At 45.3% G+C, this 19,482-nt stretch carries 25 protein-coding genes and 1 tRNA gene; 5 read left to right on the top strand and 21 right to left on the bottom strand.

Features of this window, described 5'->3' with window-relative positions; all coding sequences use genetic code 11:
- Positions 1-8 precede the first annotated feature (8 nt).
- From dapC to ACPEPR_RS04345, 5 genes are all read right to left on the bottom strand, one after another.
- Entirely contained in the window at positions 9-1,178 is a 1,170-nt protein-coding gene (gene dapC, locus ACPEPR_RS04365) for a succinyldiaminopimelate transaminase (RefSeq protein ID WP_104511227.1), read from the bottom strand.
- Between the two features lie 24 nt (positions 1,179-1,202).
- Complete coding sequence (gene glnD / locus ACPEPR_RS04360) at positions 1,203-3,866, bottom strand: [protein-PII] uridylyltransferase (RefSeq protein ID WP_160243368.1); 2,664 nt, start codon at positions 3,864-3,866, stop codon at positions 1,203-1,205.
- 23 nt (positions 3,867-3,889) lie between these two features.
- Positions 3,890-5,095, bottom strand: coding sequence for a formate-dependent phosphoribosylglycinamide formyltransferase (purT, locus tag ACPEPR_RS04355; protein WP_104472646.1), 1,206 nt, complete (start codon positions 5,093-5,095; stop codon positions 3,890-3,892).
- A 190-nt stretch (positions 5,096-5,285) separates the two neighbouring features.
- Complete coding sequence (gene ygaH / locus ACPEPR_RS04350; RefSeq protein WP_104472645.1) at positions 5,286-5,633, bottom strand: L-valine transporter subunit YgaH; 348 nt, start codon at positions 5,631-5,633, stop codon at positions 5,286-5,288.
- On the bottom strand, positions 5,623-6,381 hold the full coding sequence (locus ACPEPR_RS04345) for an AzlC family ABC transporter permease (protein ID WP_045795021.1): 759 nt from the start codon (positions 6,379-6,381) through the stop codon (positions 5,623-5,625). The genes ygaH and ACPEPR_RS04345 overlap by 11 nt, the downstream gene beginning before the upstream one ends.
- 102 nt (positions 6,382-6,483) lie before the next feature.
- Between ACPEPR_RS04345 and ACPEPR_RS04340 the strand changes: the two genes are divergently transcribed.
- On the top strand, positions 6,484-6,978 hold the full coding sequence (locus ACPEPR_RS04340) for a hypothetical protein (protein WP_423562008.1): 495 nt from the start codon (positions 6,484-6,486) through the stop codon (positions 6,976-6,978).
- A 353-nt stretch (positions 6,979-7,331) separates the two neighbouring features.
- Here ACPEPR_RS04340 and ychF read toward each other — a convergent pair whose 3' ends face one another.
- Both ychF and ACPEPR_RS04330 read right to left on the bottom strand, forming a co-directional pair.
- Entirely contained in the window at positions 7,332-8,423 is a 1,092-nt protein-coding gene (gene ychF / locus ACPEPR_RS04335) for a redox-regulated ATPase YchF (RefSeq protein WP_005177206.1), read from the bottom strand.
- Positions 8,424-8,445: 22 nt separating this feature from the next.
- The gene (locus ACPEPR_RS04330) at positions 8,446-8,691 is read right to left on the bottom strand and encodes a hypothetical protein (protein WP_168390519.1); all 246 of its coding nucleotides are present in this window, start codon (positions 8,689-8,691) and stop codon (positions 8,446-8,448) included.
- A 54-nt stretch (positions 8,692-8,745) separates the two neighbouring features.
- On the opposite strand from ACPEPR_RS04330, the gene ACPEPR_RS04325 reads away from it, so the two are divergent.
- Complete coding sequence (locus ACPEPR_RS04325; RefSeq protein WP_423562007.1) at positions 8,746-9,510, top strand: glutathione S-transferase family protein; 765 nt, start codon at positions 8,746-8,748, stop codon at positions 9,508-9,510.
- Positions 9,511-9,569: 59 nt separating this feature from the next.
- Here the strand turns inward: ACPEPR_RS04325 and ACPEPR_RS04320 are convergent, their stop codons facing one another.
- A complete protein-coding gene (locus ACPEPR_RS04320) occupies positions 9,570-11,165 on the bottom strand; it encodes a hypothetical protein (protein ID WP_423562006.1) in 1,596 nt (531 codons plus the stop codon).
- A 376-nt stretch (positions 11,166-11,541) separates the two neighbouring features.
- Here ACPEPR_RS04320 and ACPEPR_RS04315 point away from each other — a divergent pair, with 376 nt between their 5' ends.
- Positions 11,542-12,012, top strand: coding sequence for an Lrp/AsnC family transcriptional regulator (locus ACPEPR_RS04315; protein WP_005177212.1), 471 nt, complete (start codon positions 11,542-11,544; stop codon positions 12,010-12,012).
- A gap of 52 nt (positions 12,013-12,064) precedes the next feature.
- Here ACPEPR_RS04315 and ACPEPR_RS04310 read toward each other — a convergent pair whose 3' ends face one another.
- Both ACPEPR_RS04310 and ACPEPR_RS04305 read right to left on the bottom strand, forming a co-directional pair.
- Positions 12,065-12,814, bottom strand: coding sequence for a YebC/PmpR family DNA-binding transcriptional regulator (locus tag ACPEPR_RS04310; RefSeq protein WP_005177213.1), 750 nt, complete (start codon positions 12,812-12,814; stop codon positions 12,065-12,067).
- A gap of 109 nt (positions 12,815-12,923) precedes the next feature.
- Positions 12,924-13,490, bottom strand: a complete 567-nt coding sequence (locus ACPEPR_RS04305) for a 1-acyl-sn-glycerol-3-phosphate acyltransferase (protein WP_005177219.1) — start codon at positions 13,488-13,490, stop codon at positions 12,924-12,926.
- A 752-nt stretch (positions 13,491-14,242) separates the two neighbouring features.
- Here ACPEPR_RS04305 and ACPEPR_RS04300 point away from each other — a divergent pair.
- Both ACPEPR_RS04300 and ACPEPR_RS04295 read left to right on the top strand, forming a co-directional pair.
- Positions 14,243-14,319: transfer RNA gene (locus ACPEPR_RS04300), tRNA-Ile, on the top strand.
- 115 nt (positions 14,320-14,434) lie between these two features.
- On the top strand, positions 14,435-14,866 hold the full coding sequence (locus ACPEPR_RS04295; RefSeq protein ID WP_286420577.1) for a hypothetical protein: 432 nt from the start codon (positions 14,435-14,437) through the stop codon (positions 14,864-14,866).
- A gap of 6 nt (positions 14,867-14,872) precedes the next feature.
- On the opposite strand, the gene ACPEPR_RS04290 is transcribed toward ACPEPR_RS04295, so the two are convergent.
- From ACPEPR_RS04290 to ACPEPR_RS04240, 11 genes are read right to left on the bottom strand one after another with little or no spacing between them, the layout of a single operon-like run.
- Positions 14,873-15,091, bottom strand: a complete 219-nt coding sequence (locus ACPEPR_RS04290; protein ID WP_423562005.1) for a hypothetical protein — start codon at positions 15,089-15,091, stop codon at positions 14,873-14,875.
- Positions 15,091-15,405: a hypothetical protein gene (locus ACPEPR_RS04285; protein ID WP_423562004.1), complete on the bottom strand. Its 315-nt coding sequence runs from the start codon at positions 15,403-15,405 to the stop codon at positions 15,091-15,093. The genes ACPEPR_RS04290 and ACPEPR_RS04285 overlap by 1 nt, the downstream gene beginning before the upstream one ends.
- The gene (locus ACPEPR_RS04280; protein WP_423562003.1) at positions 15,398-15,721 is read right to left on the bottom strand and encodes a hypothetical protein; all 324 of its coding nucleotides are present in this window, start codon (positions 15,719-15,721) and stop codon (positions 15,398-15,400) included. Before ACPEPR_RS04280 ends, ACPEPR_RS04285 begins: the two co-directional genes overlap by 8 nt.
- The gene (locus tag ACPEPR_RS04275; protein WP_423562001.1) at positions 15,721-16,302 is read right to left on the bottom strand and encodes an HNH endonuclease signature motif containing protein; all 582 of its coding nucleotides are present in this window, start codon (positions 16,300-16,302) and stop codon (positions 15,721-15,723) included. The genes ACPEPR_RS04280 and ACPEPR_RS04275 overlap by 1 nt, the downstream gene beginning before the upstream one ends.
- Positions 16,303-16,548, bottom strand: coding sequence for a hypothetical protein (locus tag ACPEPR_RS04270; protein ID WP_423562000.1), 246 nt, complete (start codon positions 16,546-16,548; stop codon positions 16,303-16,305). It lies immediately after the preceding gene.
- Positions 16,548-16,946 (bottom strand): hypothetical protein, encoded by a 399-nt coding sequence (locus ACPEPR_RS04265; RefSeq protein ID WP_423561999.1) that lies wholly within the window; start codon positions 16,944-16,946, stop codon positions 16,548-16,550. Before ACPEPR_RS04265 ends, ACPEPR_RS04270 begins: the two co-directional genes overlap by 1 nt.
- A complete protein-coding gene (locus ACPEPR_RS04260; RefSeq protein WP_423561998.1) occupies positions 16,946-17,260 on the bottom strand; it encodes a hypothetical protein in 315 nt (104 codons plus the stop codon). Before ACPEPR_RS04260 ends, ACPEPR_RS04265 begins: the two co-directional genes overlap by 1 nt.
- Positions 17,257-17,916, bottom strand: a complete 660-nt coding sequence (locus tag ACPEPR_RS04255) for a hypothetical protein (RefSeq protein ID WP_423561997.1) — start codon at positions 17,914-17,916, stop codon at positions 17,257-17,259. Before ACPEPR_RS04255 ends, ACPEPR_RS04260 begins: the two co-directional genes overlap by 4 nt.
- Positions 17,916-18,788: a recombinase RecT gene (locus ACPEPR_RS04250; protein ID WP_423561996.1), complete on the bottom strand. Its 873-nt coding sequence runs from the start codon at positions 18,786-18,788 to the stop codon at positions 17,916-17,918. The genes ACPEPR_RS04255 and ACPEPR_RS04250 overlap by 1 nt, the downstream gene beginning before the upstream one ends.
- A complete protein-coding gene (locus tag ACPEPR_RS04245) occupies positions 18,785-19,132 on the bottom strand; it encodes a hypothetical protein (protein WP_423561995.1) in 348 nt (115 codons plus the stop codon). Before ACPEPR_RS04245 ends, ACPEPR_RS04250 begins: the two co-directional genes overlap by 4 nt.
- A complete protein-coding gene (locus tag ACPEPR_RS04240) occupies positions 19,129-19,353 on the bottom strand; it encodes a hypothetical protein (protein WP_423561994.1) in 225 nt (74 codons plus the stop codon). Before ACPEPR_RS04240 ends, ACPEPR_RS04245 begins: the two co-directional genes overlap by 4 nt.
- Between the last annotated feature and the right edge of the window lie 129 nt (positions 19,354-19,482).

Below are 19,482 nucleotides of genomic sequence, written 5' to 3'. Positions count from 1 at the left end.
ATCAGCACCTACAAAATCGCTTTGAGGCGTTGAATCACCTGTTCGCACTGGGCGATATCGGCCACCAAGGCTAAACGGACATGATTTTCACCCGGATTACCTTGCTCGGTTTCACGCGATAAATACCGGCCCGGCAACACTTTAATATGCGCTTTTTCCATCAGCATTTTGGCAAAGGCTTCATCATTATCAACTTTGAGCCAGTAATAGAAACCGGCATCCGGTTTTTGTAAAGGGAGTAGTTGCCCCAGCTCGCTTTGGAACAAGTCAAATTTGGCGCGGTATTGCACGCGGTTGTCTTCAACGTGCTGCTCATCATCCCAAGCCGCAATAGAGGCCAGTTGATGCTGTACCGGCATGGCTGCACCGTGATAGGTACGGTATTGCAAATACGGTTTCAGTAAATCGGCATCGCCGGCAACAAAGCCTGAACGCATCCCCGGCAGATTGGAACGCTTGGACAGCGAATGGAAAACCACGCAGTTTTTATAGTCGTCGCGGCCTATTTCGGCACAAACTTCGAGCAGGCCCGTTGGTGCTTCATCAAACCACAGTTCTGAATAGCATTCATCCGAGGCAATCACAAAACCGTATTGATCGGACAGCGCAATCAGCTTTTTAAACTGGTCTTTGGACAGTACCGCACCGGTCGGGTTGCCCGGCGTGCAGACAAATAGCAAGGCAGTTTTTTCCCAGACTTCGGCCGGCACGGCATCAAAGTCACCTAAATACTGGTTGTCTTCGGTACAGTTAATGAAATACGGTTTGGCCCCAGCCAGCAAGGTTGCGCCTTCATAAATCTGGTAAAACGGGTTTGGCATCACCACATACGGTGCATCTTCACGTTTCACCAGTGCCTGTACAAAAGAGAAGATCGCTTCACGGGTACCTGAAACCGGTAAAACATGGTGATCTGCACTGATGCTGTTCAGCTTGAAACGGCGACTTAGCCACTGGGCAATGCTGTGGCGTAATTCAGGCAGACCCTTGCTGTTCGGGTAAGTCGATAAATGCTGGAAGTTGTCAATAATGGCCTGTTTTACAAATTCCGGTGCCGGGTGCTTCGGTTCTCCAATTGAGAGGGGAATCAGCGGTAAATCGGCCGGTTGTATATCCTGAAAAAGTCGGTTTAACTTTTCAAATGGATAAGGGTGCAATAAAGACAAACTTGAGTTCATGTAATCGTTACCGATAGGTTGATGTTAATGTTGGCACACCTGATTTGAGGCTTCATCAAGTGCTGCCTTTAATTTGGCCGCAAAGCTTTTGGCTTCTTCTGCATTCATGGGCGCGCCATCTTTTTTGGTGACAAAGAAAATATCTTCGGCACGTTCGCCTAGGGTGGCAATTTTAGCAGAATGAATATCCAGCCCCTGCATCATAAACAAGCCGCCGACTTTGGCAAGTAAGCCCGGCTGGTCAAGTGTCGCAATTTCCACCATGTTCTGGTTGAGTGCGGCATTCAGGCTAATGTCTACAGTATTTTCAATATCAAAATGGCGCAGCTGGCGCGGAATCAGGCGCTGCATCAGTCCCGGATATTTATCCGACTGGCTTAATGCGGTGACCAGTGATTGAATCACGGTGTCCTGACGCTCGGCATCGGTTAACAGGGTGCCAAAACGGTCCAGCACCACATAAGTATCTAAACTAAAGGCTTTGGTGGCGGTAATAATCCGCGCGTCCTGCACATCCAGATTCATGCGGTCTAAAATCGCCACCGTGGTGGCAAACAGGTTCGGCTGATCTTGAGTGTAAATAAAGATTTGCACCGCATCTTGCGCATATTTACGATGCGCGCGCATCAGTACCAACGGTGCCGGATTATCACTGTGCTGCAAGATGGCACGGGTATGCCAGGCAATTTCATCGGCGGTTTCTTTCAGGAAGTATTCATCGCCCAGTTCCTGCCAGACTTTTTCCACTTCTTCCAGCGAGAAATCCTCGACCAGTAATTCGCTGGCCGCAAATTTGGTGTCTTCAATCAGCATCTGATAATCCACCGGACGACCCAGGCCGGAACGGATCACATCACGGGCATGGGTGTATAGCTGGCGCATCAGCGAGGCGCGCCAGGTGTTCCATAAGGTTGGATTGGTGGCGTTAATATCGGCCACAGTTAGGGTATACAGATAATCCAGATGTTCCATATCGCCCATCAGTTCGGCGAAAGCTTTGACCACATCCGGATCGGAAATATCTTTTTTCTGTGCAGTGACCGACATCAGCAGGTGGTTTTGCACCAGCCAGGCCACCAGATTGCATTCACGTTCGGTAAAGCCATGCGTGCGGCAGAAGGCAATCGCATCGGCGGCGCCAAGTTCACTATGATCGCCACCACGACCTTTGGCAATGTCATGGAAAATTGCGGCCAGATAGACAATGTCACGACGCGCCAGACGCTGGAACACCGAGCTGACCACCGGAAAATCTTTGGCAAATTCCGGTTCTTTAAAGCGGTTCAGGTTGCGAATCAGCAGCAGGGTGTGCGCATCGACGGTATAAATATGGAACAGGTCATATTGCATCAGGCCGGTAATTTGCCCGAAAGCCGGAATATAGTTGCCCAATACACCATAGCGTTTCATTGCCACCATGGTGTCATATAAACGGTACGGCGAGCGTAAAATCGCCATAAACAGCGCCTGATGGACTGGATTATCACGAAAATCGCGGTCAATGCGTTTGGCAGCCAGGGTCAGCAGGCGTAAGGTGCGGGCACGAATCCCGGTAATTTCAGGACGATTGGCCAGCAGATAGAAAATTTCCAGAATCGCACTGGGCTTTTCAGAAAAAATCTTGTGATGCTGCACCGCCAGTTTGCCATCGACCAGTTTGAAGTTTTCATTAATTTCTTCAATCTGGCGTTCATATTGCGGCAGGCGCGGGGTAATCACCGATTCATTAAAATAGGCCAGTAACATTTCATTTAGCGTCGACACCTGCTGCGCGGTGCGGTAATAACGCTTCATGAACTGTTCAATCGGATAATTGGGTGATTTGCCTTCTTCACGGACATAGCCGAACTTGGCTGCAATATCACGCTGATAATCAAACAGCAGGCGGTTTTCATCGCGTTTGGTCAGCAGGTGCAAATAATGGCGAATTTCCCAGAGGAAACTTTCGGCTTCTTCCAGTACGCCCAGCTCAAACTCGGAAATAAAACCCAGATGCACCAGATCATAAATACGGTTGACACGGAAATGCCGTTTGGCAATCCAGCCAATCTGGTTAATATCGCGGATGCCACCCGGTGCAGTTTTAATATCCGGCTCTAAATTGCTTTCGGTATGGTTGTGCTGAGCATAGCGTTTGGCTTGCTCTTCCATCTTGGCATCAAAAAAGGTTTTATCGGTCCAGGTTTGCGACACAATCCGGCGTGGCCATTTGGCCAGATGTTCATTGCCAATAATCAGTCGTGCTTCAATTAAAGTGGTGGCCACAGTCAGGTCATTGGTGGCCTGAATCACGCAATCCTGAATGGTACGCACGCTAATGCCGGGTTTGAAATTACCGACATCCCACAGCGATGAAATAAAGGTTGAAATCAGCTTTTCCTGTTCCGGCGAGATTTCATCTTCTGACAGGATCATGATGTCGACATCGGAATAGGGCAACATTTCGCGGCGGCCATAACCGCCCACCGCAAACAGGCCTAAATCGGTCTGGTCCAGTCCGGCATGTTGCCACAGGAATTTTAGCGCCTCATCAATAAAATTGGAGCGCGCCAGAATAATGTCACGGATCGAATGTCCATTTTCAAAACATTCCCCCAGCTGATGTTCAACATCACTTCGCCACTGATTAATGGCCTGAATGTCATGGTTACTTTTTACGTAATTCAGCAAGGGTAAGGTGTTGATCATGAACAGCGTTCCGTGTTGTGCGACTAGTTTTGATTGACACTGACGTTTTGTGCAGTAGCGTAAGCCAGCTCACGTGCCTGCTCAGTGGTTTCTGCGCGGGCGGTGGCCACACCCATGCGGCGACGCTTGAAGCCTTCCGGTTTGCCAAACAGACGTAAATCAGTATCCGGGTGAGCTAAAGCAAGATTCAAGCCAGAAAATGACAGGTTCTGGTCATCCACACCGGCATAAATCACTGCACTGGCAGCCACACTATGACGCGCCGTGTTCACTGGCAAGCCGAGAATCGCACGGGCATGTAATTCGAATTCACTCTGGTATTGTGAGGCCAACGTGACTAAACCGGTATCGTGTGGACGAGGTGACACTTCACTAAACCACACTTGATCGCCTTTGACAAACAGTTCTACCCCAAAAATACCGCAGCCGCCAAGTGCGCTGGTAACCTTGTGGGCAATACGTTTGGCTTCTGCTAAGGCCTGGCTGCTCATTGGTTGTGGCTGCCAGCTTTCGACATAATCACCGGCATCCTGACGATGGCCAATCGGGTCGCAGAATGAGGTTTCAATTTCACCAGTTTCTGGATGTTTAGAGCGTACCGTGAGTAGGGTAATTTCAAAATCAAAATCAATCTGCGATTCAACAATCACGGTGCCCTGATTCACACGGCCACCGGTTTGCGCATAGTCCCAAGCGGCATCGACTTCATCAAAGCTTTTTACCCGGGATTGGCCTTTGCCTGAGGAGGACATCACCGGCTTCACAAAGTTTGGATAGCCAATATCATCACAGGCTGCGCGGAAGCTTTCCAGAGAGTCGGCAAAACGGTAGGCAGAGGTTGGCAGTCCCAGTTCTTCTGCAGCTAGACGGCGGATGCCTTCGCGGTTCATGGTCAGATTGACTGCTTTGGCTGATGGAATCACGGTAGCAACGTTTTGCGCTTCAATATCCAGCAGCACTTCTGTGGCAATGGCTTCAATTTCCGGCACAATCAGATGCGGTTGCACCTGAGCAATCAGCTGTTTCAGTGCGTTAGGATCGGCCATATTAATGGTATGGGCATGATGCGCCACTTGCATGGCAGGGGCATGATCATATCGGTCGGCGGCATGCACTTCTACACCTAAACGTTGTAAAGAAATCACCACCTCTTTCCCCAATTCTCCTGAACCCAATAGCAATACTTTAAATGCCGAAGCTTGAAGAGGAGTACCAATCGTCACGCTCATGTAATTCATCCATGCTTGATTTTATGGGCTTTTAGCATAGCAGAACTGCACCGCGATGTTAGTGCCGATTCGGAGAAAATCGTGATTTTGTCCAACAATTTTTAGACGCAGTGGGCAAGAGGAAATACAGTGTTGAAAACGCAGCACAACTGCAGCACTGCGTCAATGGGTCTGGTGTTGAAGTCAAAACCTAGAAGGAAAATGGAATATAGGTATAAATCAGGCCATAGGTCACGGCCGCAGTCAAGGTGGCCGGTACAATTTTCTTGTATTTAAAATACAGCCCGGCCAGCACTATAAATCCGACCAGCATGGCAAAACTTTTATTGGGCGTTTCCAGTAACGGTGGCAAGGTCGCGACCACCAGCATTGAACTGATTGCGGCAATACCAATTGAACCCAAAGCAATCTTTAGCCAGAGGGCACCCCGTTTTTGTGAGTCCTGCTGAAACTTCTGAATCACAAAAAACGGTCCAAAGCGTGAAGCAAAATTGGCGATGCCGACCACAATCCCGACCAGAATAATTTCAAGATTCATGTGAGCCTCCTGCGTATGCATCATCCGGTTGTTTTAAGACATAGTGTTTGAACAGACCTGCAAAAATGCCCGATAAAATACCAATAAAGATGGCAGCGGACAGGTCAATGAAATAGCAGGCGATAGCTGATACCACCAAAGTCACACTGACCACAAAGGTATGTTTTTTCTCAAAGGCGGCCAGCAGGAAACTCAGGAACAGGGCCGGTAACAGGAAATCCAGTGCGGCTTGTAAAAACTGCGGCAGCTTACTGACCTGATCGGCAAACAGACCGCCCAGTAAAGAACCGAGCGCCCATGACATCCAGCTAAACAGACTTAAACCCAGCATCCAGGATTCCGACCATTGTTGCCGGCGCTGCGACAGCTTGATCATGCCGGAAGCAAAGACTTCATCGGTCAGGCCCCAGGCCCAGATCGCGGTTTTCTTTAAATTGAGCCGGTCCTGAATCAGGTTGGTTAAGGCCGGGCCATAGAGCAGATGGCGAATATCCAGTGCAATGACAGTCAGGGCGGTCATCCAGATGGAGGTGCCGCTGCCTAACAGGGCCACCACCAGAAACTGGCTGGCACCGGCATACATGGTGCAGGATAAAAACAGGGCTTCCCAGGCGCTAAAACCGAATTGGGTCGCCGAAACGCCAAATGCAAAAGAAACGGGGAGATAAGTAAAAATAATGGCTTGGCTATCTTTAGCGCCTTGCCAAAAACCGGCTGGCTGTGTGGAAAGCGTTTTGTGTTCAGACACGACACACCTGAAGGAGAGTTGAACAAGGAGTCAAATGATGATTGTGTATTGTACCCGAATTCACTAGCATAGTGCCGAAATGTTTGTTGAAGCGAGCCAGATATGTGGATGTTCAAAACACGTCAATTTGTGGTTGCAACTGTACTGGGCAGTAGCCTGTTATTACAGGCCTGTGGGGGCGATCAGTCCGGTGAAAAGCCGGAAATTAAACCTGCACCGAAACTGACCAATGATGCAACGGCGTATGCAGAAGCGGCCTGGAAGCTGATGAATGAGGTGGAACCTTATGTTTATCGCAAACAGCGCAATTTAATTGAAGATAATGTACGCAAACCGGCGCGCCAGTTAAGCACCGAATGGCGCATTAACGTCAAAATGACCGATTCAGTCACCGAAGGAAAATATGCCTTATGCCGTAAAGCACTCACCAGTCTGGAAATCTGGGCGCGTGCCACTTTGGAAAGTAGCGCAACGGTAAGCCAGAAACAGGCCGATTATGAACGCGATAAACAGCAATGTGCCGATGCGATTGCCCATCCGGAACTGGGCAATACCGATCCCAAACAAAAAGGCAATACGATTGCGACAGCATCCTGAAGCATCAATAAGCGGAGTTCTGGCTCCGCTTTTTTAATGGCGCCGCCGTATTAAATTGATCTTTGCAATCAGAATAGCGATTACATTACACAATTAGTCTGCAAGATATTGGCGCATCTTTCACGGTGCTGAACGGTTATGGTGCGCTTGAGTGCACTGAAATCAAGCGCTTTCGAGAACTGGAAAGCGTAGGGAATTCAATAACATCTCAGTAAATCAAAGAAGATATCAAGATCGGTTCGCTGATTGATTAATTTTCTTGCTTAAATTGTGGTGAGCCAAAGATTGCTCTTCAAAAAAAGAGTATAAAAAAACCCTCAAATATTTGAGGGTTTTTCATTGATATCAGGCGATTACACGTTAAAACGGAAGTGTAAAACATCACCATCTTGTACGATGTAAGTTTTACCCTCTAAACGCCATTTACCTGCTTCTTTGGCACCGGCTTCGCCGTTGTATTGTACGAAATCATCATAGGCCACACATTCAGCACGGATAAAGCCTTTTTCGAAGTCGGTATGAATGACACCTGCCGCTTGTGGAGCGGTTGCACCGACTTTCACCGTCCAGGCACGTACTTCCTGCACACCGGCAGTGAAGTAAGTTTGTAGGCCGAGTAAGCCATAACCTGCGCGGATGACCACGTTCAGACCAGGTTCTTCCATACCCATTGCTTCTAAGAATTCAGCACGTTCATCATCTTCTAATAATGAAATTTCGGCTTCAATCTGGTTGCAGAGTGGTACTACAATCGCATTTTCAGCTGCTGCCAGTTCACGTACTGCATCTAAATGCGGGTTGTTTTCAAAGCCATCTTCCGCCACGTTGGCAATATACATGGTGGGTTTTAAGGTTAATAAACCAAAACCACGAATCAGTTTACGTTCGTCATCGTCCAGATTGGCTGCACGTGCCGGTTTGCCTTCATCCAGTAATGGCAGGATTTTTTCTAGCACGGCTTTGGTCGCAACTGCTTCTTTGTCGCCGCCTTTGGCGGTTTTGGTTAAACGGGTCACGGCTTTCGATACCGTTTCTAAGTCGGCCAGCGCAAGTTCAGTGTTGATGGTGGCAATATCGTCCAGCGGGTCAATTTTACCATTGACGTGAATGACGTTTTCATCTTCAAAACAACGCACCACGTGAGCAATCGCGTCAGTTTCACGGATGTTGGCGAGGAACTGGTTACCCAGACCTTCACCTTTTGAAGCACCTGCAACCAGACCGGCGATATCCACAAATTCCATGGTGGTCGGCAGGACACGTTGTGGGTTTACAATGGCCGCCAGTTTGTCTAAACGCGCATCCGGCACCGGCACAATACCGGTGTTTGGCTCAATGGTACAGAACGGGAAGTTTTCAGCAGCAATTGCAGCTTTGGTTAAGGCGTTGAAAAGAGTCGATTTACCAACGTTAGGCAGACCTACAATACCACAATTAAAACCCATGAAATGACTCACAAAGTGTTATTCAAAAATTGTCGCTGATTTTACATGAAAGCCAGCATAAAGTCAGGTCATGGCGGGGATGTTTGTTGAAAAAGCATATTTCTGAAATATGTGCTGCGGATGGTGGGTAATGCGTGCCGTATCTTTGTTGATTTTTAAACAGGATAGCCTGACCTAAATACGCTTGATGAAGCGTTTGGCCGAATACCGGCGATTTTTGAATAAAAAGCGCATTGTTTTTCAGCAGCAGTATGACTAAAGTAGCCAATGGATGTTGGCTGTTCAAATTATTGAACAAAAAATAAAAATTGACGGAGAAGATATGCGTATTTTGTACCAGTTTCCTTTATCTCATTTTTGTGAAAAAGCGCGCTGGCTGCTGGATCATAAGGAACTGGATTATAACGCGCAGAATTTAATTCCGGGCGTGCACCGGGCTTTTGCCAAGCTAAAAACCGGACAAAACAAGCTGCCGATTTTACGCGATCAGGATCAATGGATTGCGGACAGTACCCAAATTGCCCTGTATTTAGATGAGGTGTATCCGGAGCATACCTTATTACGCCCAGACCCGACACAGCGCAATGAAGCACTGGAGATTGACCAGTTGGCCTCGACTCTGGGCTATCACGTTCGTCGCTGGGGCTTGGCACATACTTTATCTGAAAGTGAGCAGCCTTTAGATTTGCTGATTGGTGAAAAAGGTTATTTACGTCAATTTGAAAAATACTCCAAACCGATTATGAAGATGCTGATTTCCAAAGGCTATCAGCTGGATCAGGACAAGGTTGATGAATCGGAACGGGAAATGCGCCGTTTAATAGCCGAATTAAACCAGCGTCTGATAGCCAATGGCGGCGCATATTTTGTCGGTGAGCGTTTAGGCCTGGCGGATATTGCGGTCTGTTCCATGCTGGCTCCGATTCTGGAAATTCAGGATACACCGTGGGAAAAAGAGCAGGGCGAAACCTTGTCCGAACAATTCCTGCAATTTAAACATGAACTCAGTGATTTACCTTTAGGGCAATATGTACTGAGAATTTATCAGACCGAGCGTCATGCCCGTGTGGACTGGCGCGGTATCTAAACGGCAACCATAAAAAATACGCGCCTGTAGCGTGTATTTTTATGACTTTATCAAATCCATTAAATGAATGGGGTAGATGAATCCAGATCAATTGCAGGCAGTTGCGGCGCAAGGCTGAGCAGGTCAAAGTTGCTGCTACTGCTTTCTGTACTGGTCGATTGCAGAGCTTCTTGAAGTTCAGGTAACAGGTTGTCCAGACTCAGACTGCTGTCTGCTCCTGTACTGGCGCCTTGTAACAGATCTTCCAGATTAAAGTCAGTTGAACCAAATGCATCGCCCAAGCTGTCAGTAAGATTGCCTAGGTCAAAGTCTGTGCCACCGTCAGTCAGACCTTCCAGTAAGCCACCTAAATCAAAACCACTGCCGATGTCTGGGAGACCGCCAAGTAAGGCACTTAAGTCAAACTCACTGCTGCCACCTGTTAAGCCTTCAAATAACTGGGTCAGTGTTTCAAGGTTCAGATCACCGGTGTTATTGCCGATGAGTCCTTCAAACAGTTCAGAAATCGTTTCAAGGTTAATTTCACCCGTATTACCACCGATTAAGCCACCGACCAGTTCTGAAATTGCACCAATATCAAAGTCGCCGGCGCCACCGCCAATCAGACTACCGACCAGATCAGCAATGGCTGCAATGTCGAGATCACCTGAACCACCACCAATTAATCCGCTGACTAATCCGGCAATTGCACCGATATCAATATCGCTAGCGCCACCACCGATGAGACCACCGACAAGCTCAGCAATCGCTGCGATGTCGATATCGCCTGAACTACCACCCATCAGACCGCTTACCAGCTCTACGATTGCACCGATATCAAAGTCACCCGTACCGCCGCCAATTAAACCACCAACCAATTCAGCAATCGCTGTGATATCGAGATCGCCTGAACCACCACCGATTAATCCACTGACTAATCCGGCAATTGCACTGATATCAATATCGCCAGCGCCACCACCAATTAAACCGCCAACCAATTCAGCAATCGCTGCAATGTTGATAGCGCCTGAACCACCACCGATTAATCCACTGACTAATCCGGCAATCGCGCCAATATTAATATCACCAGCACCGCCGCCAATCAACCCACCAACCAATTCAGTAATCGCTGCGATGTCGAGATCATCCGAACCACCACCCATCAGGCCGCTCACCAGTTCTACGATTGCGCCAATATCAAAGTCGCCGGCACCACCGCCGATGAGACCACCGACCAGGTCAGCAATGGTACCAATATCCAGGTCGCCCGTATTACCGCCAATCAAGCCACCAATCAGCTGGCTGATGGCTTCAAAATCCAGATCAGCAGTATCACCGCCAATCAGACCACCGATTAAATTGCTAATTGAGCCCAGATCAAAACTGCCCCCATTGGCTTGGGTCAGTTGATTAATCAGGCTAGAAATATCCAAACTGCCGCTATTACTTCCTGTAAACTGGCTGATTAAATTGCTAAGACTGCTACTGTCCAGGCTGTTTCCAGACAACAGACTTTGCAATAAGCTGTCGAGGGTTGGGGTAGAGGGGCTGGTGAGTTGTCCAAACCAGTTCGACAAGGTCGAGCTGATGCCACTGAAAAAGCTGCTGGTTTGGGTTTCGACAGTTAAAACCGGGCTGAGCTTGCTTTTCAGCAAACTGAAAGATTTAAAAGCCATGAAGACGATTCCTTGTGTTCTTATGTTTTTGTTTTTGCTGGTGTTGAAACGCATCTTTTTTTAATCTATTTGTATACACTTGTAAAAGGTGAACGTTCTGGAATTAGCTGTATTTGGGCAGAGAAGGCAATTTAAACGCAGTAGAGAGAAGGAAATTTTTGAGAAAACAGCGGTTTATTGAAGCTAACCGTTTATCTGTTTTTAAAAGATCAAGATAAATGGCAGAGGTCTGATCCGTTAGGCTACAGTTGTGTCTGCACATCATATCTTGAAAAAAAATTTCAATAGATGAAAAAATAATGAGAAATAAATATTGTTGTGGTACTGATTCGGCTAAAATTATAAAGTGTCATTGCCTGTTAAAAAGAGTATAAAAATGGAACTGGATCGCTTTGATAAGCATATTCTTGAAATTTTAAGTCATGAAGATGTCAATTTAAATGAACTGTCGGAGCGGGTGAATTTGTCGGTGAGTTCGGTACATCGCCGGATTAAAAGCCTGATTGATCATAATATTATTTCAGGTTTAAAGCGGGAAATTAATTACCAGAAACTCGGCTTTAGTCTGCATGTCCTGTTGCAGGTGTCGCTGAGTAAACATGATACCGATACCTTTGCCAAGTTTCTGGAAGAACTGGAAAATATTCCCGAAGTGATTAATGCCTTTTTGGTGACCGGGCAAACCGCTGACTTTATTGTAGAAGTGATTGCGCGGGATATGGAAAACTACAGTGAAATTTTACTCAAACGCATTGGTAAAATTGACCATGTGGTGGCGCTGCATTCGAGCTTCGTCATTAAAGAATATAATGTTTTAAACTGCTCGAATTTGCTCAATAAAGTTTAATTTCTAAGAAATAAAAAACGCGCCAGATGAGCGCGTTTTTTATCTGTAAGTTTTAAGCATCTAAGGCTGCTAAAACGTCATCAGAGAATTCAACGTTGGTATAAACGTTCTGAACATCATCCAGATCTTCAAGCATATCAATCATCTTCATGATTTTCTTAGCCTGATCGATGTCGGTGATTTCAGCTTTGGTTGATGGGCTCATCACCACTTCAGCATTGTCAGATTTTAAACCTGCTGCTGCTAAAGCATCCTGAACGGTACCAAACGTTTCTGGAGTGGTAATCACCAGAATTTCATCTTCAGAGACTTCAATATCTTCTGCACCGGCTTCTAATGCCACGTCCATGATCTGATCTTCTAAAGACACATCTTCAAACGTAATTTCACCACGTTTGGTGAATAAGAAGGCCACTGAACCGTTGGTGCCTAAGTTACCATCGGTTTTAGAGAAGCAGTGACGAACGTCTGGTACGGTACGGTTTAAGTTGTCAGTCATGGTTTCAACAATCACGGCCACACCGCCGACACCATAACCTTCATAGGTGACTTCTTTTAAGTCATCGTTATCTTCACCGCCAGCACCACGTTGAATCGCACGGTTAATCACATCACGTGTCATGTTGACTGATAATGCTTTTTCGACTACAGCACGTAAGCGAGGGTTGCTCCCTGCATCCGGACCGCCGAGTTTAGCAGCAGTTGTCAGTTCACGAATGTATTTGGTAAACAACTTACCACGACTAGCATCTTGTTTGGCTTTACGATGCTTGATATTGGCCCACTTGGAATGACCCGCCATGCGAAATATGCTCCTTGTAGATTGGCTGTATGCCGATCGAATTGCACAGATTCTACCATAAGCCCTTTTTCTGAAAAAAGGGCAGGGTTTTAAGTTTTAACTGAAAAATTTACGCTGTTTTCACGTCTGGAATAATAATATCCAATCCGGTGTTTTCTTTATAGAGCTGTTTGATCAGCGCGAGATCATGCGCCAGGTCGGTTGGATAAATTTTACCAAAAATCCCGCCTTGCTTGGTTTTAGAGTTGGCATACATCAGCACAATCGGCACATTGGCGGCTTTGGCAATATGCCAGAAACCGGTACGAATTGGCTTACGTGCTTCACCATTTTTGGCACGGGTCGCTTCAGGAGCAATCACCAGATTGAATTTTTCATTGCGCTGGAACAGCTCCACCATTTGTCCCACGATGTCCTGATTGGCTTTACGATCAACCGCAATACCGCCCACGGCTTCAAGTACCGGTTTAAGTGGACCTTTGAATAATTCTTTCTTGATTAAGGTATGAATTTTCATGTCGAAAATTTGGAAGATGGCCAGTGATAGCACTGCATCGAGCATCGAGGTATGCTCAAAACCAATAATGACCTGTTTATCTTCCAGAATATCAGGTTCGACGTTATAGCTCCATCCGGCAACTTTAAATGCAGCTTCGCCAATAAATTTTTTTAACATGGGTACAGAGTAAAACAAACGAAAGCGCATAATTTGTGCTTGTTCGGCTTTAGAGTCAAGGGTTAATTTGTGCAACTGTGCAGAAAAAATAAAGACCTGTTTAGCCGCAGAATATAATCTAACAACTTATTGTTTTTAGATATAAATTAAAAGTTATTAAGACTTAAAATAAATGAGTATATAGAAAATTACTATTAAAAAGGTGAAAAAAAAGCTATTCAGCAGATAATTTAAGCATTAGACTTTTGTCGTAGATAGGTCGTAGTTCAGGCCAATGTCCAACTTTAGGCTTAACCTCAACAGGAATAGCAAAATGACATATTTGACCGCACTAATTGTTGCTTCGCTCATTTTAATGGTGATTGTGCTTTGGTCTATTGCTGAACTTGTGTTCGAATCGCGCAAAGAAAAGTCACTGAACTCAAAAAGAGTTTAAAATTTCAGCAATACGAATACTTTATAAGTTTTTGTACTCACGATATAAAGTTATTTCAAAAAAGTATAATTTTTTATTGATTTATTGCTTTTTTATCTTAAAAAAATAAATTTCGAATTTACCTCTCATGATATGAGCGCAGTTTCAGTGCAATGCTTGATGAGATGATGTTGTGCAATTTCCTGCTAATTTTTGAGCTTCTGGTTAACTGTTGTCTTACTGTACAAGCGATTTTGAAAGGGCTTGTATTTTAAAAAAATCTTCGATAGTATTCATGGCGCCTGAACTTGTTGATATATAACAATTTCAGTGAAAAGGGCCTATAGCTCAGTTGGTTAGAGCAGCGGACTCATAATCCGTTGGTCGACAGTTCAAGTCTGTCTGGGCCCACCATATAAAACAACCACTTACGTGTATTAATCGTAAGTGGTTTTTTGTTTCTGAAATCCATGTAAGCACTATGTAAGCAATAAAAATAAATAGTTAGTATTTAAAAGAGGGATTAAAAGTGGAAGAAGTGTTCAAGATTTCGTGGTTGGGTATAAGCGGAATATCTATTCTTACTTTTTTAATTGGGCTGATTGCAGGTCATCGTTTGAATATTTATCGCGATAAAAGAAATAGGCTTTTCGAACTATCAAAAGATTTAAGAGATTTTTATGTAAAACAGGCTAAAGATCCAAATACTAATTCAGAATATAAGATAGATAGGGCCTTAGATAATTACATAAGCTACAAGTCCGGCCTCAATATGTTTTATTCTTATAAAGCGAAAAGACTTGAAAAGTTGTGTGCGGAATTTAATACAATTCAAAAAACGGCTTATGGAAAATTACCTCTATATGATCCTGATAGCCCAATAAGATTTACTATTGATGAAGTAGATAAATTTGAATTAAAGAAGAAAGCCAATCAAATTATCAAGATGTTAAATGATTGAAGGGGCTTAAGCCCCTACCAAATTTCGAATATCAGTTAAACGCCACTTATACATGTCATTCACAATGACCGGTTTAATCGGGCCACTTCCGCGAACCGCCCAGACCCGAACTGTATTTGCCTTGCATCCCATGATTTTTGCAAAGTCGGTGTGGCCAACCAAGCTGGCACCCGACTTGATTAATTGAGCAAGGCGCTCTTCAGGTTTTAATTGAATGTCAGTCATCAAGACACCTCCTTTAAACTCTCCACCACACCACTCGGCAGTCCACCCAAATAACACGTGAACAGGTGATACAACTGATCAGCATTCATTTCATTCACTTCAATCATTGCACCGGTGCCGCTTTTAACTCGCTGTCTGGACCAGCCGCGCATATTGAAAGTGAACTCATTGTCGTAATCCACTGCATTGACGATTGCATTGAATGAGCCAACATCACCGGCGGACCACGACTCGATGTACGGTTTATCTTTTGCGACAAGATTATCGAGCTGAAGCTGAGCGAATTGCACATTGGTTAGTTGAATTTCAGTCATCGGCTGGCTCCTGTGCTTCGATCATGGCTTTGTATGCAGCAACAAAAATTCTGCTGTCACAAATGTCAGGGAAAATATATGATAGTTTTTCTAAAACTTTTCTGTTTGGTTCAGAATCAACAACCACAAATCCTTCTGGCACCGCCTGGGCTTTGGCTGCTTGCCAAATACGAAGCGAGTCATTTGCGTGGTCTACAATTTCGGTGTGGTTTTCTTCTACGCTTAACTGCACGTATTTCTTCACACCCCAACAAAAAGTAATCTCTTTGCTTGGTTGATACACAGATTCAAACTGATTTAATTCCTGAATATCCATCACGCCACCTTTCCAATATTCCGACTTTGCACATAAAGCTTTGCTAAAAGCGCAACAGTTTCTCTAGTTTCAGGACGCTGCAATTCTTTAAATTTGCGGTTCATTGCAAGCAATTCAGCGCGACTCAATAACATTAAATTATCCAGTCGGCAGTCGGTTTTAATTCCGTTTTTAAAGATCAGCGCATGACCTTTAGGAATCGGGCCATTGGCTTTCTCCCATAGGTACTTATGCTTGAGCTTCATTTGGCGCTCACCCTCAAACTTGCACTCGATGTAACCATCTCTCGTGACATACTCATGACCAACCGGTGCTGCTGTATGAGGAATATTGCCTTTTTTCCACATGGTTTCAGGACTTGGCTTATAGCCTTTCATGCCCTTATTCCAAGTAGCATGACCTTTTTCCAAGCGACCAGTGCGGCCAGTTTTAGCGCCAATTCTCAAACAGTGCCCCTTTATTTGGTTTACATTGACATTCACATCAAACTCAGCATTAAAAAGCTCGGTTAATTCCTTGCGGGGCATGGTTGTGTGCTTAATCAAAAAGGCATCCATTTCAGGCGTGTATTTAAATTTCATTTAAACCTCGACATCCATATCACCAAGCGCAATGCGTGGCACAGCTTGATTCTCATTAAGCCCTTTGTATTGAGCAACCAACTTAACCGCATCCAACTGAGTGGTGTGTGCTTTGATAATCTCAGCGCTAATGCCTTGAATTGTTTGAGCGCGCTTAACCTCAGTTTCAAGCTCTTCTTTGTCAGCCTTGGCCAAGCGCTCTAACTGATTAAAAAGATGCTTGTTTAAATCTTTTAATGTACTCATCACGCCACCTCAACTTTTAAAATGTACTTTTGGCCGCCACTGGTGAACTCCACCGATTCACCTTTATCTAGCAAGTAATGCCCAACTGCTTCCAAGTTTTTAAGACTCAAGCCCGTTTTAGCTCTTGCCCGGCGGCGGTCACACTCAAGACAAGCATTAGTTTTTGTAGATCGCTCAGACGTTCCGCATTTCTCACACGGAGAAAAAGGAGTGTATGTCTTCAATCCTTTGGCTTCAGCCGCTTTACGCAGTGGAATGTTTTGCTTTGAACCGCCAGTGGATATTGAAAAATTAAACTCGGCTTTATTGGTATTTACGGCCTGCTTAATTTCACCGCCTTTCGCTAAAAATTCAGCAATAGCATCCGAGTAGTCAGGTTTGATTTGAGCACCAATCATCACGCCACCTTCGCCAGATTATTCATCATCACAGCCTTGCGATACTTGCTCGTCATGGTCCATTTCAAGTCATCAACAAAGCTTTTTCCGTTGTTAAAATACTGCTTTAGAAAAAGCTCATAACGCCCGGACAAGTAATCATCCAGATCGTAAAATTCCTTTACTTCGTGCCGATCAAAAGGAATCTCGCTGCGCTTAACACCATCGCTAAATTTCTTTTTCACAATCATTACGTTTTTCTTGAGTTCGATTTTGTGGCCACCACGATCTAGCCATTCGATAAAAGCAGGCGAAATACTGTTTGGTAGTTTCATGCTGCAATCCTCCCTTTGCTACGTTCAGCCATAAGCTTTGCGTAATACTCCTGGCAATGCGGAATCTTATCTTTGATCTTCTGGATAATCGCCTCATCACGCTCAATGGTCACGGTAGTTAGGCGCTCACGAATGTCGATAGCTTCAACCATGTCGATCAGTTGCTCCCGGTCATCCCAGTCCTTTGTGAGTTCAACCGGGCAAGGGAATAACCAGAAATCCACCTCAGCAACTTCGCATTCATACAGCCACATGTAGGCTTGCATCTGAACGTCATAGCCTGCTTTTTTAACCTTCTCCATTGCTTCATCAGCAAAGAAAGGATGGGTGCCAATATCCCAGGTGCATTTCGTGTCGATGATCAGTTTGCGTTCCAGATCCAACACATCACACTCACCGGTGATTAACTCATTTTCAACACGACCAACGTGCTTTTGGTAATTGCGAAAACGCATCTTGCCCGACATTTCAATCGCTAAATCTTCGAGCAAATTTCCTTTTTGTGTGTACTGATTACCTGTGAATGAGCGAAAGCCGTATAAGTCCTCTTTCACGATGTCACGGATAGCTGATTTTGCCGTGTCGCTGATGACAGCCGCTTTAGAGCGACCATCACCAATAAGTTTATGTAGAGAAGAACAGCGGAATAACTTCATCACTGAGCCTCCACTGCCACACGTTGAGCATCTGTCAACTGATAACCATCAAGGATGTAAGCCTTATCAATTGCACCAGCATTGAGCTGCTCGAGTGCATTACTGAAAGATTCATCATCTAATGGCGGTTTTGGTGCTTCCAAATCTGCAACCGTTTCTTGGTGGTCGATGTAATCAAACTGGCCTGTTTCAACGTCACGGACAATCGCCTGGTCTGCCAATTGTGCTTGCTGCATTTCAATTGAAAGCGGTGCCTGCTTTGATAAAAGCAGTTTTAAGACCGTCTTAAGTGCCATTGCGTCAAACTGGTCTTTCCACACACCAAAGCCTTGTTTGGCTGTCTGGCTGTACTTGTTAGCATGTGCGCTGACTTCTTCACGGCTCATGTATAGCTCAGAAGTAAAGCCATTAATCAGCTTAAAGAAAGCAACATAGCCGATTGGTTGGCCTTGTGGTTTGACTGACCAATCCCACTCATAACCGAGCAATGGGTTAGCATTAAGCAACTGGCCTTGATACACAGGAGTTGCTGCAATACGCTCAAACTGACCGGAACGCTGTGCAAGTTGGATGAATCCCTTGTAGCCAAGCTGAAACTGTGCTTCGATGGTGCCAGCCTTGCGGTTCTTGAAAGGCACGATATAGGCAAAACCCAGACTATTGTTGATTGGCAGATTCAGCGTTGCAGCCATACACGCAGCACTAAAAATAGTCTGCGGGTCAGCATTTACCAGCATTGAGTTGCTGTTCACGATCTGCAATACAGACGTTGCAAAAGCAGGGGCATTCTTACCAACAAGTTCTTTTAGCTTTTCCTGAACCATTGGTTTTGCGAAAAAGTCTTTAGCGTTATGTTTTACTGGTGCATTCATGCCACTTCTCCCACCATCTCCTTAAACTGCTCAATCAGCCTAGACACCACCGGCATCTGTTGAACTCGCTCAAGCTGCTCTTGTGTCAGAAAGTCATCTGAATCGGCCTGACCGTGCGCATTTACCGGCAGATTGAAGTATTGAATCTGCGTTTCTTCCACATCAAAACCATGCTCATCAAAGCGAAGGTTCAGCGTGATTTTGTTTAAGCAGCCGCCGAAAAAGTTAGGAAAGGTCTGCTCAAGTACAATGTTTGCAGTCGCGTATTTTGTTTCGTAACCATCAAAGACCTGAAAGTCATTTAGCGTTGCAACTGGCTGGAATTGTTGTACGATTGCGTTCATCGCATAGCCTCCTGATGTGCCTTAGCCGCTTTCACCTGTGCAACTTGTTCAGCTTCACAAGCCTTTAAACCAACACCAAAAAAGATGAATGTGATTGCTGCAATCAGAGCAGATGCAGCAGCATTTGAAGCAAAGCTTTTAAGCTTAGAAACAAAGCGTTTTTTGTCTTGGCGCTTAATTAGCGTTTCGACTAGCTTGTTTTGAGAAGTATTTGTTGCCATAATGACCTCGTTGTATTCGAGCCCGCTAGATTTCCAGTCGCTGCGGGCTTTTTGTTGTTTACGAGGTCAATAGTAAACATGATGTGTACTGTAGTCAACACTTGTAATAAACAAATGTTTAATTATTTT

The sequence above is a fragment of the Acinetobacter sp. AND/436 genome (assembly GCF_049546925.1).
Classification (GTDB): domain Bacteria; phylum Pseudomonadota; class Gammaproteobacteria; order Pseudomonadales; family Moraxellaceae; genus Acinetobacter; species Acinetobacter indicus.
Note: the sequence above shows the minus strand (reverse complement) of the source record. Positions and strands in the feature narration are given on the sequence as shown.

Bases quoted from the DNA above. Each gene is read 5' to 3' on its own strand.
- dapC (WP_104511227.1), bottom strand. From the start codon at position 1,178: ATGAACTCAAGTTTGTCTTTATTGCACCCTTATCCATTTGAAAAGTTA.
- glnD (WP_160243368.1), bottom strand. From the start codon at position 3,866: ATGATCAACACCTTACCCTTGCTGAATTACGTAAAAAGTAACCATGAC.
- purT (WP_104472646.1), bottom strand. From the start codon at position 5,095: ATGAGCGTGACGATTGGTACTCCTCTTCAAGCTTCGGCATTTAAAGTA.
- ygaH (WP_104472645.1), bottom strand. From the start codon at position 5,633: ATGAATCTTGAAATTATTCTGGTCGGGATTGTGGTCGGCATCGCCAAT.
- ACPEPR_RS04340 (WP_423562008.1), top strand. From the start codon at position 6,484: ATGTGGATGTTCAAAACACGTCAATTTGTGGTTGCAACTGTACTGGGC.
- ychF (WP_005177206.1), bottom strand. From the start codon at position 8,423: ATGGGTTTTAATTGTGGTATTGTAGGTCTGCCTAACGTTGGTAAATCG.
- ACPEPR_RS04325 (WP_423562007.1), top strand. From the start codon at position 8,746: ATGCGTATTTTGTACCAGTTTCCTTTATCTCATTTTTGTGAAAAAGCG.
- ACPEPR_RS04320 (WP_423562006.1), bottom strand. From the start codon at position 11,165: ATGGCTTTTAAATCTTTCAGTTTGCTGAAAAGCAAGCTCAGCCCGGTT.
- ACPEPR_RS04315 (WP_005177212.1), top strand. From the start codon at position 11,542: ATGGAACTGGATCGCTTTGATAAGCATATTCTTGAAATTTTAAGTCAT.
- ACPEPR_RS04310 (WP_005177213.1), bottom strand. From the start codon at position 12,814: ATGGCGGGTCATTCCAAGTGGGCCAATATCAAGCATCGTAAAGCCAAA.
- ACPEPR_RS04305 (WP_005177219.1), bottom strand. From the start codon at position 13,490: ATGTTAAAAAAATTTATTGGCGAAGCTGCATTTAAAGTTGCCGGATGG.
- ACPEPR_RS04290 (WP_423562005.1), bottom strand. From the start codon at position 15,091: ATGACTGACATTCAATTAAAACCTGAAGAGCGCCTTGCTCAATTAATC.
- ACPEPR_RS04285 (WP_423562004.1), bottom strand. From the start codon at position 15,405: ATGACTGAAATTCAACTAACCAATGTGCAATTCGCTCAGCTTCAGCTC.
- ACPEPR_RS04280 (WP_423562003.1), bottom strand. From the start codon at position 15,721: ATGGATATTCAGGAATTAAATCAGTTTGAATCTGTGTATCAACCAAGC.
- ACPEPR_RS04275 (WP_423562001.1), bottom strand. From the start codon at position 16,302: ATGAAATTTAAATACACGCCTGAAATGGATGCCTTTTTGATTAAGCAC.
- ACPEPR_RS04270 (WP_423562000.1), bottom strand. From the start codon at position 16,548: ATGAGTACATTAAAAGATTTAAACAAGCATCTTTTTAATCAGTTAGAG.
- ACPEPR_RS04265 (WP_423561999.1), bottom strand. From the start codon at position 16,946: ATGATTGGTGCTCAAATCAAACCTGACTACTCGGATGCTATTGCTGAA.
- ACPEPR_RS04260 (WP_423561998.1), bottom strand. From the start codon at position 17,260: ATGAAACTACCAAACAGTATTTCGCCTGCTTTTATCGAATGGCTAGAT.
- ACPEPR_RS04255 (WP_423561997.1), bottom strand. From the start codon at position 17,916: ATGAAGTTATTCCGCTGTTCTTCTCTACATAAACTTATTGGTGATGGT.
- ACPEPR_RS04250 (WP_423561996.1), bottom strand. From the start codon at position 18,788: ATGAATGCACCAGTAAAACATAACGCTAAAGACTTTTTCGCAAAACCA.
- ACPEPR_RS04245 (WP_423561995.1), bottom strand. From the start codon at position 19,132: ATGAACGCAATCGTACAACAATTCCAGCCAGTTGCAACGCTAAATGAC.
- ACPEPR_RS04240 (WP_423561994.1), bottom strand. From the start codon at position 19,353: ATGGCAACAAATACTTCTCAAAACAAGCTAGTCGAAACGCTAATTAAG.